Annotated in this window: 12 protein-coding genes; 8 read left to right on the top strand and 4 right to left on the bottom strand. The window is 64.5% G+C overall.

Going from position 1 to position 14,046, the window contains the following annotated elements:
• Positions 1 to 10 precede the first annotated feature (10 nt).
• The 3 genes from ACE10W_RS21760 to ACE10W_RS21750 all read right to left on the bottom strand — a co-directional run bounded on the left by ACE10W_RS21760 (position 11) and on the right by ACE10W_RS21750 (position 3,106).
• Positions 11 to 1,513 carry a sugar ABC transporter ATP-binding protein gene (locus ACE10W_RS21760; RefSeq protein WP_375761925.1) on the bottom strand — a complete coding sequence of 501 codons (1,503 nt, stop codon included), beginning with the start codon at positions 1,511 to 1,513 and terminating at the stop codon, positions 11 to 13.
• Between the two features lie 21 nt (positions 1,514 to 1,534).
• On the bottom strand, positions 1,535 to 2,557 hold the full coding sequence (locus ACE10W_RS21755; protein WP_007610940.1) for a sugar ABC transporter substrate-binding protein: 1,023 nt from the start codon (positions 2,555 to 2,557) through the stop codon (positions 1,535 to 1,537).
• A gap of 144 nt (positions 2,558 to 2,701) precedes the next feature.
• A complete protein-coding gene (locus ACE10W_RS21750) occupies positions 2,702 to 3,106 on the bottom strand; it encodes a globin (RefSeq protein ID WP_375761924.1) in 405 nt (134 codons plus the stop codon).
• Positions 3,107 to 3,586: 480 nt separating this feature from the next.
• Here ACE10W_RS21750 and ACE10W_RS21745 point away from each other — a divergent pair, with 480 nt between their 5' ends.
• From ACE10W_RS21745 to ACE10W_RS21710, 8 genes are all read left to right on the top strand, one after another.
• Positions 3,587 to 3,961 carry a DUF2946 domain-containing protein gene (locus ACE10W_RS21745; protein WP_028171733.1) on the top strand — a complete coding sequence of 125 codons (375 nt, stop codon included), beginning with the start codon at positions 3,587 to 3,589 and terminating at the stop codon, positions 3,959 to 3,961.
• Between the two features lie 84 nt (positions 3,962 to 4,045).
• Entirely contained in the window at positions 4,046 to 6,514 is a 2,469-nt protein-coding gene (locus ACE10W_RS21740) for a TonB-dependent receptor (RefSeq protein WP_162494110.1), read from the top strand.
• A 40-nt stretch (positions 6,515 to 6,554) separates the two neighbouring features.
• The gene (locus tag ACE10W_RS21735) at positions 6,555 to 7,076 is read left to right on the top strand and encodes a copper chaperone PCu(A)C (RefSeq protein WP_028171735.1); all 522 of its coding nucleotides are present in this window, start codon (positions 6,555 to 6,557) and stop codon (positions 7,074 to 7,076) included.
• A gap of 32 nt (positions 7,077 to 7,108) precedes the next feature.
• Positions 7,109 to 7,627, top strand: coding sequence for a YcnI family protein (locus tag ACE10W_RS21730; protein WP_028171736.1), 519 nt, complete (start codon positions 7,109 to 7,111; stop codon positions 7,625 to 7,627).
• Positions 7,627 to 9,186 (top strand): copper resistance CopC/CopD family protein, encoded by a 1,560-nt coding sequence (locus ACE10W_RS21725; protein WP_375761923.1) that lies wholly within the window; start codon positions 7,627 to 7,629, stop codon positions 9,184 to 9,186. The genes ACE10W_RS21730 and ACE10W_RS21725 overlap by 1 nt, the downstream gene beginning before the upstream one ends.
• Positions 9,187 to 9,338: 152 nt before the next feature.
• A complete protein-coding gene (gene proS / locus ACE10W_RS21720; RefSeq protein ID WP_011087644.1) occupies positions 9,339 to 10,658 on the top strand; it encodes a proline--tRNA ligase in 1,320 nt (439 codons plus the stop codon).
• A 90-nt stretch (positions 10,659 to 10,748) separates the two neighbouring features.
• On the top strand, positions 10,749 to 12,029 hold the full coding sequence (locus ACE10W_RS21715; RefSeq protein ID WP_011087643.1) for a lipoprotein-releasing ABC transporter permease subunit: 1,281 nt from the start codon (positions 10,749 to 10,751) through the stop codon (positions 12,027 to 12,029).
• A gap of 7 nt (positions 12,030 to 12,036) precedes the next feature.
• Positions 12,037 to 12,741, top strand: coding sequence for an ABC transporter ATP-binding protein (locus tag ACE10W_RS21710; RefSeq protein WP_011087642.1), 705 nt, complete (start codon positions 12,037 to 12,039; stop codon positions 12,739 to 12,741).
• A gap of 131 nt (positions 12,742 to 12,872) precedes the next feature.
• On the opposite strand, the gene ACE10W_RS21705 is transcribed toward ACE10W_RS21710, so the two are convergent.
• A complete protein-coding gene (locus ACE10W_RS21705) occupies positions 12,873 to 13,952 on the bottom strand; it encodes an alcohol dehydrogenase catalytic domain-containing protein (protein ID WP_375761922.1) in 1,080 nt (359 codons plus the stop codon).
• Positions 13,953 to 14,046: the final 94 nt, after the last annotated feature.

Here is a 14,046-nt window from a genome sequence, read left to right as displayed (position 1 = left end):
TGCTTCTCCGTCACGCCGCTTCCAGCAGGCGGTCCTTGCTGACCGGCTCGTTCGAAAATTCCCGCACCAGTGCGCCGCGCTTGAGCACGAGGATGCGGTCGGCCAGCGACAGCACCGTCTCCGGCTCGGTCGACAGCACGATGATCGCGAGCCCCCTGGCGCGGAGGTCACGGACGATGTTGATGACGTCGTTCTTGGCGCCGACGTCCATGCCGCGGGTCGGCTCGCACAGCACCAGCAGCTTTGGCGGATAGGTCAGCCATTTCGCCAGCGCGACCTTCTGCTGGTTGCCGCCGGAGAGCATGCCGAGATCGAGGCCGACCACCGGCGGCCTGATCTGCAATTGCTCGACCTGGCGCCTGGCGATGTCGCGCTCCTGTGCCGGCTTGAGCAGCAGCGACGAGATGCGATCCAGAATGCTGATCGAGATGTTCTTGTAGACCGGCTCCTGGTGAAACAGCATGTCGCGCCGGCTCTCCGGCACCAGCGCGACGCCCGCGCGGCGCGCAGCCGCCGTGCTGGCGAAGGTCTTGGGTTTGCCCTCGACGGCGAGCGTGCCGCCGTCCGGCTTCAGCTTGCCGAACAGGATGCGCGACAGCTCCTGCTGCCCGCAACCCATGAAGCCGTAGATGCCGAGCACCTCGCCGGCGCGCGCCTCGAAGGAGATGTCCTTGAGGCTGCGCGCCAGCGAGAGCTGGTCGACCTTCAGCACCACCGAGCTGCCGCTCGGCTGGGGCAGCATCAGATCGTCGGTGTAGCTATGCTCGAGCGCTTCGCCGCCGCGGCCGATCATGGCCTCGATCAGCGCGCCCTTGCTGGTCGCCGCGCTCGCTGTCTCCGCGACCTTCCGTCCGTTGCGGAACACGGTCACCGTGTCCGACACGAGCAAGATGTCCTCGATGAAATGCGAGATGAAGACGATTGCGGTGCCTTCCTCGCGCAGGCGCCGGAGCGTCGCGAACAGCCGCTCGACCTCGGGCGGGGAGAGGGCGGAGGTCGGCTCGTCCAGGATGACGATGCGGGCGCCGGAGAACAGCACGCGGGCGATCTCGATCAGCTGCTGGAGCCCGATCGGGAGGTCGCCGAGCCGGCTCATCGGATCGACGTCGATGCCGAAGCGGGCAAGCTGCTCGCCGGCCTCGCGCGCCATGCGCCGCCACTGCACCAGACCGAGGGCGTTGGTCGGTTGGTTGCCGAGGAAGACGTTCTCCGCGACCGTGAGGTCGGGCGCGACAGAGAGCTCCTGGTGCACCATGGCGATGCCGGCCGCATGCGCGTCGCGCGCCGAGCGGAAATGGGTCTCCTTCCCGTCGAGCAGGAAGCGGCCGGAGAATTCGGTGTGCACGCCGGCGATGATCTTCATCAGCGTGCTTTTCCCGGCGCCGTTCTCGCCGACGAGACCGTGAATCTCGCCGGGATGAAGCGCGAAGTCGACACCACGAAGCGCCTCGACGCCGCCGAAGCTCTTCGTGATGCCTTGCAGTTCCAGGATGGGCGAACGATCCTCTCGCATTGCAGATCAGATCTTGGAGGCTCAGATCAGGAAGTGATCCTGCATCCACTGCATCCCGGCGGCGTTGGCCTTGGTCACGACCGGGCCGTCGGTGACGACGTTCTTCGGGATGCCCTGTCCGCTCTTCTCGCCGCCGACGACGGCGGAAACGCCCGCGATGATCGCACCGCCATGGATGCGGCAGGACGGATTGCGCACGGTCGCGAACATGCGGCCCTCGCTCACCGCCTGGATTGCCGGCGGCATCGCATCGACGCCGCCGATCAGGATGTTGGTGCGGCCCCGCGCCTTCATGATGTTGGCAGCGGCCAGCGCCATGTCGTCATTGTGGAAGAACGCCGCGTCGATCTGCGGATATTTCGTCAGATAGGTTTCCCAGAGGCGCGCGGTCTTCGAGACGTCCCAATCGGCCGGCTGGGTGTCGAGCACCTCGATGCCGGGAAATTGCTTGACGACGTTGTTGAAGCCCTTGGCGCGGCCCTGCGCGCCGGTATGGCCGAGCGCGCCCTGCGTCATGATGATCTTGCCCTTGCCGCCCATGGCGTTGCACAGCGCCTGCGTCACCGAGGCGCCCATGAACTCGTTGTCGGGAGCGAGGAAGGAGTGGACGTTGATCTGGTCGAGCGGAGCAATCAGCGTGTCCATGTCGATCACGGGCGTGCCGGCGTCGATCATCTTCTGCACGGGCTGGGTGAGGGTGCCGATGCCGAAGGCCTGGATCGCGACGAAATCCCATTTCTGCGAGGCCATGTTGTCGATCGCGGCGCGCTGCTTCACCGCATCGAGCTGGCCGTCGAACCAGGTGACTTCGACGTTGAACAGCTTGCCCCAGAATTCCGCGGCCTGCTTGCCCTGCGCACACCAGGTGGCCTGGAGGCCGGCGTTGGAGAACGCCGCCTTCAGCGGCTTCTCCGATCGTCCGACTTCGGCTGCCAATGCGGGGTTTATGCCCATGCTGCCGAGGATGGCAGTTGCGGCGCCGGCGGTCGCTGCCGCCTGAAGAAGATCGCGCCTCGTCGTCGAGAAATCTTTCGTCCCGGACATCGCTCGCTCCCATAGATTTTGGCGTCGGCGCGTCATTGATTGCGCGACCGAGGCGGAAAGTGTCTCACAATCGAAGAGTTCACGCCACCCAATCTGCGATTGCGCGCAACGTCGCGGCGAGCCGTGGTGGTGCAGCGCAAAGCGTCAGGCCGGAACGGCGACGTATGCCTCGATGTCGGTCAGCAACGTATCCCAGGCCTGCGCGATCTCGGCCGACCATGCATCGCCGAGCAGGTCGCGCAGGGTATCCCTGATGACCGCGAAGAACGCGATGAACAGCTCGCGCGGCGTGCCATAGGCATCGTGCGAGACGACTTCGCAGGCGATCAGCCGGAAATGTCCGCTGCGCGTCCCGGCGAAATCGAGGATCGCCTCGATCGTCAGCGCAAGCATCGATCCCTTGACGAGATCGCTGCCTTGCGAGCGGAACATCGTCCGCGTTTCCGGGTGTTCGTCGAAAAGACGCCGGTAGACCAGCGGCGTGAGATCCGCGCAGCGCGAGGCCGCGCGTTCAAAGCTCTGTTCGATCGGATTGGGGGAGATAGTCATCGGCGTAGGCGCCATGCAGACAAAAAAAGAGCGGGGCCCTAGCCCCGCTCAAAAATTGTGTCGACCCTATTATCCCCGATTCTAAGATTTGCTCTTGATTGACGGGGCGACGCTGCGTTTTGCGCGCCAGGGGCTCCTCCCGAGACTTGGACCACCAGACTTCGACCTCTCGGCCAGCCTGAGCAAGAGGGATGCTAGATCAACTTTTCTCACTTGTCATCATTTTCGGCAACGATTGTTCAAAATAAGAGCAGTTAACGAAACGATCGGGCTTTTAGCCATGTAAGCATATGACAAATATAAGAAATCTGTGGATGGGCGGGGCGGATCGGCTGCCTCAAATGCCGGACCCGCCCCCGGATGGGGCGCCCCGACCACGGTTTTCGGCAAATTTGCGCTGGATCAAGAAGGCGGCGGAACTGACCTCGACTCAGGTCCCGGCGCGGTGTTTAGTTAGCGCACGAACGAATGGTTCGGCGGATGCGCGCACGGCTGCAAAAATTCCTACCCCTGGTCCTGCTCGCCCTGGCGATGCAGGTGCTGGCGCCGATCGCCGCCTGCTGGGCGGCCGGCCAGGCCGTGGCCGATCCGCTGTCGGCCGCCGTCATCTGCCACAGTGCGAATGAACAGGGCGGACTGAACGATCAGACGGGCACGCCAACCGCGCATGGTGCTGCGTGCGCGCTCTGCTGCCTGGCCCAGGCCAATGCGTCGCTCGATTCGCCGCCAGAGGTTGCGCTCGCCATTCCCTTCCGCCATGCCGAATGTGTGGCGTGGCACGTGGCGGACGCATCCGCTGTTTCCGTCCATAAGGACGGAAGTGCTCAGGCGCGCGCGCCTCCTCGATTTTCCTGACGACCCTCGGTGTCGCCGCGGTCCGTCCGCTGGCGACTGATGCTGTCGAACAGCCGGGAAGAAAGCCGGCGTCAGGAATGCCTCATGTTACGTTGCCATGCCCGCCGTGGCGTGAGCGTCGTTGCCGTTCAGGCCGCGCTGCTTGCGTCGTCGAGCGGAGCCTTCGCCCAAAGCAGCAGCGCAGTGCTGCCGCCGGTGACCGTCGACGCGCCCGCTGCAGTGAAGCCCAAGCCACGCAAGCCGGCCGCTAATACGGCTGCCGCCAGGAACCGGTCGGCAAAGCCCGCCGGCGAGCGCGCGGCTCCTGCTGTTGCCAGCGAGCAGGGAGCGGCCAGCGCCCGAGCGTCGCTGGATCCGCCGGCCGCCGTGGCGCGCTATCAATTGCCGCAGCGCTCCTTCAGCGTCACGGCGAAGGAGGTCGATGAGACGATCAACCTCAAGGACCCCGAGGACGCCGTCAAATACATGCCGAGCCTGTTCGTGCGAAAGCGGAACGACGGCGACAATCAGGCGGTGCTCGCGACGCGAAGCTGGGGGCTGAACTCCAGTGCGCGCACGCTGGTCTACTACGATGACCTCCTCATCTCGGCGCTGATCGGCAACAACAACACGAACTCCTCGCCAAGATGGAACCTGATCTCGCCGGAAGCGATCGGGCGGGTCGATTACCTCAACGGTCCGTTCGCGGCCGCCTATCCCGGCAATTCGATTGGCGGCGTGCTGCTGATCACGTCAAAAATGCCGGACAAGCCGTTTGCGGTCGCCAAGGAAACGGTCTCGGTGATGCCGTGGAATCAGTACGGCACCAAGGACACCTACGTGACCAGTCAGACCAGTGCGGCTGCGGGTAATCGCGACGGCGCGCTGTCCTGGCTTGTCAGCGCCAATTACCTCGACAGTTTTCAGCAACCGTTGAGCTACACAACCTTCGGCACCACGCTTGGGGTGGGACCTGCCGGCACGACGGGAACGATCGCCGCCCAGAACAAGGCAGGTGGTGTCGCCAATGTCGTCGGCACCGGCGCGCTGGCGCATTCGCAGCAGACCTCGGGCAATCTGCGGCTCGCCTACGACATCACGCCGCTGGTGCAGGCGACGTACTCGTTCGGCATCTGGAACAATCACCAGACCTCCGATCCGCAGACCTATCTGAGGTCGACTGTGACGGGTCTGCCGACTTTCGGGGGCGTCAGCAGCTTTGCCAACAGCAAATACACCTGGGATCAGATCCATGTGAGCAATGCCGTCTCGCTCAAAAGCGATACCAAGGGTGTCTTCGACTTCGACCTCGCGGCCTCGAGCTACAACTATCTCCAGGACATCCAGGTCAGTCCCTATACGGTCTCGCCGTCGCCGGGCCTTGGCTATTCCCTGAACGGCAAGGTGACGCGGATGGATGGCACCAACTGGCAGAACGCCGACGCCAAGGGCATCTGGCGTCCGCTGGGCTATGACGGCGCGCACGAGGTCAGCTTTGGCATCCACGGCGACCGGTACCGGCTCGAAAACCCGGTCTATGCTTCGAGCGTCTGGTATAACACGCCATCGACGGGCAACGGCCAGCTCTATTCGACCGGCGTCGGCGAGACGCGCACTGGGGCTTTGTGGGTGCAGGACGCCTGGAAGATCATCCCGACTGTCAAGTTGACACTCGGCGGACGGCTGGAGAGCTGGCAGGCAGTTGAAGGCTTCAATCTCAACACCATGGCCACCAGCGCCGGCGTCATCACGTCCGTTGTGCCGACATGGCAACCGGGGCTGTCCTCGACCAACTTCTCGCCGAAGGCGTCGCTGTCGTTCGATCCGAACAAGGACTGGAATATCACGGCGAATTTCGGTGAGGCGTACCGCTATCCGACGGTCACCGAACTCTATCAAAACATCACCGTCAACGGCGTCACCTATCTTGCCAATCCGCTGCTGTCGCCGGAGCAGGATTTCACCGGCGAGCTCAACCTTGAGCGGCGCTGGGTGGATGGTCGGGTGCGGCTCACGGTATTCGGCGAGCGGACCAACAATGCACTGATCTCACAGTCGACCACGGTGACCGACGCAAGTGGGGCGCAGTCTGTGCAGACAGCGATCAGCAACGTCGCCGCGATCCGGATGCAGGGCGTAGAATTGTCTGCCGACAAGGATAACGTTCTCATCGCGGGCTTGCAGGTGTTTGGTAGCGTGACCTACGTCGACTCGCGGATCATCTCCGACCCGAGCTGGAAGGGCGCGACCACCGTCGTCGGCAAGCGCGTGCCTTACGTGCCCGACTGGCGCGCCAAGTTCGGTGTCACCTACAGGCCGAATGAGAATTGGGCCTATACGGTCGCGGCCCGCTACAGCGGCAAGCAGTACTCGACGCTGGACAACACCGATCGCATCTCCCACGTTTACGGCGCGTTCGATAACTTTTTCGTTGTGGACTTGAAGATGCACTATAACGCGACGAAGAATTTCGCGTTCGACTTCGGCATCGATAATCTCTTCAACGAGCAGTACTTCCTGTTCCATCCGTTCCCGGGGCGAACCTTCGTTCTCGCCGGCAAGTACACGTTCTGAAGGGTGGGGCGATGTTAACGACGACAAGAAAGGTTACGACATGAACAAGCTCTCACGCATCTTCGCACTGGCGGCGCTCTCGGCCGTCGTGTTCGCCGCACCCGCGTCGGCCGACGACGTCAAGGCCGGCGATCTCGTCATCTCGCAGGCGTGGAGCCGGGCGACGCCGGGCGGCGCCAAGGTCGCGGGCGGCTATCTCACCATCGAGAACAAGGGCACAGTGGCAGACAAGCTGGTCAGCGTTTCCGCCGATATCGCCGGCAAGGCAGAGGTCCACGAGATGGCGATGGACAATGGCGTGATGAAGATGCGCCAGCTGGACAAGGGGCTCGTGATCGAGCCGGGCAAGACCGTGAAGTTCGCGCCCGGCGGCTATCATTTGATGCTCCAGGAGCTGAAGGGGCCGTTCAAGCAGGGCGACAAGGTGCCGGTGACGCTTCAGTTCGAGAAGGCCGGCAAGGTCGCCGTTTCCCTGGACGTGCAGGGCGTCGGCGCGCAGGCGCCCGGCGACGGCGGGCACATGATGAAGAAAATGCCGGACCATTCGGGAATGAAGATGTGACGAGCATGATCAGGACCTTCGGGAGACCGAACATGTCGAAGCGAACCTGGCTGATCCTTCTCGGCGTGCTTGCGGCAGCGCCGGCAAATGCGCACGTCTTCCTCGAGGGCAAGCAGGCGAGTGTGGGGGCGTCGTACAAGGCCGTCTTCGCCGTGCCGCACGGCTGCGCGGGCTCGCCCACGGTGAAGATCCGCGTCCAGATCCCCGAAGGGGTGATCGCGGTGAAGCCGATGCCGAAGGCGGGCTGGAGCGTCGATGTCGTCGAGGGCCAATATGCCAGCGAGTACGACTATCACGGCAACAAGCTCGCCTCGGGCGTCAAGGAAGTGTCGTGGTCCGGCGGCAAGCTGCCGGACAAGAACTATGACGAGTTCGTCATGCACACGGTGCTGACCGACAAGCTGAAGCCGAACACGACCCTGTACTTTCCCGTCGTCCAGGAGTGCGAGGCCGGCGTCAGCCGCTGGATCGAAATTCCGGCGGAGGGGGCAGGGCATTCGCACGAGGGCAAGTCGCCCGCGCCTGGCGTGAAGCTGTTGCCAAAACCCTGATGCGCGTTCTCGCCGCGCTCGCGACGCTGCTCCTGATTGTCGGCTTCGCGACCGGCGCGTCGGCGCATGCCGCGCTCGTCTCGGTCGAGCCGGCGAGTGGCAGCATCCTGAAAACGGCGCCGAAGGCGGTGGAGCTGCGCTTCAACGAGGCGGTGACGCCGGGCGCGATTCTGCTGATCGACGGCGCGGGCAGGGCGCGGGACGATGCCAGCGTCAGCGCATCGGGCGAGACAATCTCGGTCGCGCTGCCGCCGGACCTGCCGCAGGGAACGGCGGTGGTCAGCTATCGCGTGATCTCGCAGGACGGCCATCCCGTCTCGGGATCGGTGGTCTTTTCGATTGGCACGCCGACGGCGACGAAGCCTCCGACCTCTACGGATAGCGGGCTGAACGCGCTGATCTGGCTGGCGCGGGTCGGTCTCTATCTCGGGCTGTTCGTCGGCGTCGGCGGCGTGTTCTTTGCGCGCTGGATCGCGTGGTCGATGATCGGGATGACCGTTCCGCGCGTAGCGCTCGCCATCGGTATTCCGAGTGCCACGGCGTCGCTTGGCGCGTTGGGCCTCGATCTCCTCGGGCTGCCGCCAGCGGCTCTCGCGACGGCTGCTCCCTGGAAGGTCGCATTCGCGACCAGCGCCGGCCCCGCGCTGCTGGTTGCCATTGGCGCGATGCTGCTCGCCTTGATGGCGTTGCGCAGCGCTTGGTATGCGCGTGCTCTTGCGAGCATCGCGCTCGTCGGCGTCGGTCTGTCGCTCGCCATGACGGGGCACGCTGCAACGGCGCCGCCGGAGGCGTTGACCCGGCCGGCGATCTTTCTCCACGGCCTCGGCGTCAGCATCTGGATCGGTGCTCTCGCGCCGCTCATCGCGCTGGTGTCGAAGCCGACGATCGCGACTCTTCCCGTCGTGAACCGCTTTTCGCGCATCGCTGCGCTGGCGGTCGGCGTGCTGGCCTTGACCGGCCTCGCACTCGCGATCGTTCAGCTCGAAAAGCCGGCAGCGCTGGTCGAGACCCGCTACGGACTGATTCTCTCGACCAAGCTTGCGTTGGTCACAGGATTGCTGGCGCTCGCCGCGCTGAATCGGTTCCGGCTGACGCCGGCCCTCGCCCGGGGCGAGAAAGGAACGCCCGCGCTCAAGCGCTCGATCCTGCTGGAAGGCGCGATTGCACTCGCGATCCTTGCCGTTGTCGCCGGCTGGCGCTTCACGCCGCCGCCTCGGACCATCGTTCCGGAGACGCCCTTGGTGGTCCACATCCATACCGACAAGGCGATGTTCCAGGTCCTGGTTTCGCCGGGCAAGGCCGGTGTCGATGACTTCGTGCTCCAGCTCATGACCGGTGAAGCGGCGCCGCTGGCGGCCAAGGAGGTGACGCTGACCCTGAGCCTGCCCGAGCGCGGTATCGAGCCGATGGAGCGGGACGCCTCGCTCGGGCCGGATGGCTATTGGCATGTAGGCAAGGTCGAGCTGCCCTTTGCCGGCCGCTGGCATGTGCGGATCGATGCGCTGGTGACCGACTTCGAGAAGATCACGCTCGAGGACGAGCTTGAGGTGACGCCGTAAGGGGCGCCGCTGCGGCTCAAGCAGAACCTGAAGTCGACGGAAAATTGACAAGGAATCCCGCCGTGTTAGCGGCTTTTCCTCATTCCCGGTCTTGTATTTTCGCTCCCAATCCGGTTTCACTGCAACCCCTCACTGATTCCCCGAGTGTTGCCATGCGGTTGTCGCGGTTCTTTCTGCCCATCCTGAAGGAAAATCCGAAAGAGGCGGAGATCGTCTCGCATCGGCTCATGCTGCGCGCCGGCATGATCCGGCAGGAGGCGGCCGGCATCTATGCCTGGCTGCCGCTCGGCTTCCGCGTGCTGAAGAAGATCGAGCAGATCGTGCGCGAGGAGCAGGACCGCTCGGGCGCACTGGAACTTCTGATGCCGACGCTCCAGCTCGCCGACCTCTGGCGTGAGAGCGGCCGCTACGACGCCTACGGTCCGGAGATGCTGCGCATCGCCGACCGCCACAAGCGCGAGCTGCTGTACGGGCCGACCAACGAGGAAATGATCACCGAGATCTTCCGCGCCTATGTGAAGTCCTACAAGAACCTGCCGCTGAATCTCTATCATATCCAATGGAAATTCCGCGACGAGCAGCGTCCGCGCTTCGGCGTGATGCGCGGCCGCGAATTCCTGATGAAGGACGCCTATTCCTTCGATCTCAACGAGGCGGCGGCGCGCGTCGCCTACAACAAGATGTTCGTCGCATATCTGCGCACCTTCGCGCGGATGGGGCTGAAGGCGATCCCGATGCGCGCCGAGACCGGGCCGATCGGCGGCGATCTCAGCCACGAATTCATTGTGCTCGCCGAAACCGGCGAATCCGGCGTGTTCATTAATCGCGACGTGCTGGACCTGCCGGTGCCGGGCGAGGACGTCGACTATGAGAGCGACCTCACGCCGATCATCAAGCAATGGACGTCGGTCTACGCTGCGACCGAGGACGTGCACGACGCCGCACGTTTCGAGCAGGAAGTGCCGGAAGCCAAGCGGCTCAACACCCGCGGCATCGAGGTCGGCCAGATCTTCTATTTCGGTACGAAATATTCCGAGCCGATGAAGGCGATGGTGGCCGGCCCCGACGGTGTCGACGTGCCGATCCATGGCGGCTCCTACGGTGTCGGCGTCTCGCGCCTGCTCGGCGCCATCATCGAGGCCTGCCATGACGACGCCGGCATCAAATGGCCGGAAGCCGTCGCCCCGTTCCGCGCGGTGGTGCTGAACCTCAAGCAGGGCGATGCCGCGGTGGATGCGGCCTGCGAGAAGCTCTATGCGGAGCTCCAGGCCAAGGGCGTCGACGTGCTCTATGACGACACCGACCAGCGCGCCGGCGCCAAATTCGCCGCCGCCGACCTGATCGGCATTCCCTGGCAGATCATGATCGGGCCGAAGGGGCTCGCCGACGGCAAGGTCGAGCTCAAGCGGCGCAGCGACGGCTCACGCGAGACCATGTCGCCTGCGGACGCGGTCGCAAGACTTGTGGGCTGATAAGCCTGGTCGGCTGAATATTGTTCATCGCGCGATATCGCGGCCGCCAATCCGGCCACAATTGACCCCGAATCATGGGATTATCGAGCGATGGATGAAACCATGACCGAAACCGTGCAAACCGCGCCTTTTGCGCCATTCGAGTGGATGCTGTCGGCGCGCTACTTGCGGGCGCGCCGCAAGGAGGGATTCATCTCGGTCATCGCCGGGTTCTCCTTCCTCGGCATCATGCTGGGCGTGGCGACGCTGATCATCGTGATGGCGGTGATGAACGGCTTCCGCAAGGAGCTGCTCGACAAGATCCTGGGGCTGAACGGCCACATCCTGGTCCAGCCGCTGGAATCGCCGCTGACCGACTGGAAGGACGTCGCCGACCGCATCAGCCAGGTCCAGGGCATCCGGCTCGCCGCGCCGGTGGTGGACGGCCAGGCGCTGGCGTCCTCGCCGTGGAACGCCTCGGGCGTGCTGGTACGCGGCATCCGCTCCGACGACCTCAACAACCTCACCTCGATCGCCAAGAACATCAAGCAGGGCTCGCTCGAAGGCTTCGACGACGGGCAGGGCGTTGCGATCGGGCGGCGCCTCGCCGACCAGCTCTCGCTGCACGCCGGCGACAGCATCACGCTGGTGGCGCCGAAGGGCGCGGTGACGCCGATGGGCACGACACCGCGCATCAAGCCGTACAAGATCGTCGCCGTATTCGAGATCGGCATGTCCGAATACGATCTCGGCTTCGTGTTCATGCCGCTGGCGGAGGCGCAGGCCTATTTCAACCGCAGCAACGACGTCACCTCGATCGAGGTGTTCACCACCAATCCCGATCGCATCGTCGCCTTTAACAAGGCGGTGACGGAAGCCGCGGCACGGCCGGTGTTCCTGGTCGACTGGCGGCAGCGCAACTCGACCTTCTTCAACGCGCTCCAGGTCGAGCGCAACGTGATGTTCCTGATCCTGACCATGATCGTGCTGGTCGCGGCGCTCAACATCGTGTCCGGCCTGATCATGCTGGTGAAGGACAAGGGCAGCGACATCGCCATCCTGCGCACCATGGGCGCCTCGCAAGGCTCGATCATGCGCATCTTCCTGATCACGGGCGCCTCGATCGGCGTGGTCGGCACGCTGGTCGGCTTCTTCGTCGGCCTCGTGATCTGCCTCAACATCGAATCCATCAGGCAATTCCTGTCCTGGCTCACCAGCACCGAGCTGTTCTCGCCGGAGCTCTATTTCCTGTCGAAACTGCCCGCCGAGATCGACGTCGGCGAGACCACGGCCGTCGTCATCATGGCGCTGACGCTGTCGTTCCTGGCGACGCTGTACCCGTCGTGGCGCGCCGCGCGCCTCGATCCCGTCGAAGCGCTCCGGTACGAGTGAGGGGCTGATGGAGCAGCAACAGGGGGCTGAGGATGTCCCGGTCATTTATCTCCACGAGATAAAGCGGCAGTACTTGCAGGGCGAGGTACCGCTGACGATCCTGGACGGCGCAAAGCTTGCGCTGTGGGCCGGACAGTCGGTCGCGCTGGTGGCGCCGTCGGGCTCGGGCAAGTCGACGCTGCTGCACATCGCGGGGCTGCTGGAAGCGCCCGATTCCGGCGAGGTCTACGTCAATGGCGCGCCGACCTCGCAACTGCCGGACATTGAGCGCACGCAGCTTCGCCGCACCGACATCGGCTTCGTCTACCAGTCGCACCGGCTGCTGCCGGAGTTCTCGGCGCTGGAGAACGTGATGCTGCCGCAGATGATCCGCGGCCTGAAGAAGTCCGAGAGCGTCAAGCGCGCCAAGGAGATCCTGGGCTATCTCGGCCTCGGCGACCGCATCACCCATCGCCCGGCGGAGCTGTCGGGCGGCGAGCAGCAGCGCGTCGCGATCGCGCGCGCGGTGGCGAATGCGCCGCGCGTGCTGTTTGCGGACGAGCCGACCGGTAACCTCGATCCGCACACGGCGGACCACGTGTTCCAGGCCCTGATGCAGCTCGTCAAGGCGACGCGGGTCTCGATGCTGATCGCGACCCACAACATGGAGCTCGCCGGCCGCATGGACCGGCGGGTCTCGCTGTCGGACGGCCAGGTGGTCGAGCTCGAATAACAAAAAACTGCGAAAACAACCCCATGCACAGTAGCCGGCCATGGCCGGCTACGATCGGGGTGACGCCTTGCAGCCCTTTGACAGGTCAAGCAAAACGGCAGCGACGGCGCATCGCCCCGGTGTATGGCGCTCTACGGCCGGATCACCGTCAATTTGAACGGCCCGCCATTGGCCGCGGCGTGTGCCACCGCCTCATTGACGTGATCGAGGTCGAACGCCGTCGTCTTGTATTCGTCAAGCTGCAGGAGTCCTGATCGCACCAGCGCGATCAGGCGGCTGGCCGCATCCGGCGGGTACATCCAGACGCCGTGGATGGTGATGCAGTTGCGCATGATCCAGGGGTAGGGCAGCTCGAGGCCCGCGCCGCCGGCCATGCCGACGCCGCCCATCAGCACGACGTGGCCATAGGCGCGCACCGTCATGACCGCCGCGCGCACCACAGTCGGACTCACCGAGGGCGGCATGATGTCGAACACGCAGTCGATCGGCCCCGGCGCGGCGCGCTTCATCGCCTCGCGGTCGTCGTCCTCGTTACCTGTGAGCTTGACCGGCTTCACACGGTTGCCGAAACGGCGGACGAGGTCGGCCAGAATCGTCTCGTTGCGCCCGGGCGTGACCACGCAGGCTGCGCCCATTGCGAGCGCGACAGAGACGGCGGCGCTGCCGAAATTGCCGGTGGCGCCACTCACCAGCACGGTTTCGCCTGCTTGCAGGTTGGCGGCGAGGAGGCCGCCATAGGGCACCAGCAGTGTCCCCAGCGCGCACCATTGTGCGGCTTCCTCGGACGTGATCGCGCCAAGGCGTTTGACGTTCTCGGTCGGCACCCGCATCCGCTCGGCAAACGAGCCATGGCGAAAATGCTTTTGCAGAAGCATGCCGCCGGCGCCGGCGGCCGTTAATCCCTGCAGGGCGATGTCGGGCGCGATCGCGTCGTCGCGCGAACGCACCGTCGGGTCGCAGAACACCCAGTCGCCGATCTTGAGCTTCGTTGCGTCCGGGCCGATCGCGCGCACCCGGCCGATGCCGCCCGGGCCCGGGATGATCGGCAAATCGAGTGCATAGTTGCGTTCGCCGCTGAAGACTTCGTTCATGTAGGACAGCACGCGCGTGGCGACGACGTCGACGATGACCTCGCCGGTGCCGAGCACCGGTTCGGGGGCATTCTCGATCACCAGCGGCGTTCCGAAGGATTTGAGTACGGCGGCTTTCATGATGTTCACCTCAAAGTGGGGTGAAACTCATATGCGCCGCCTTGGAGGGGACAAGAAGGCCTGGTATTATCCTAGTATCTTTTAGACCCTCCAT

The sequence above is a fragment of the Bradyrhizobium sp. B025 genome (genome assembly GCF_042257955.1).
Classification (GTDB): Bacteria; Pseudomonadota; Alphaproteobacteria; order Rhizobiales; family Xanthobacteraceae; genus Bradyrhizobium; species Bradyrhizobium diazoefficiens.
This window is presented reverse-complemented; position numbering and strand designations above follow the sequence as displayed.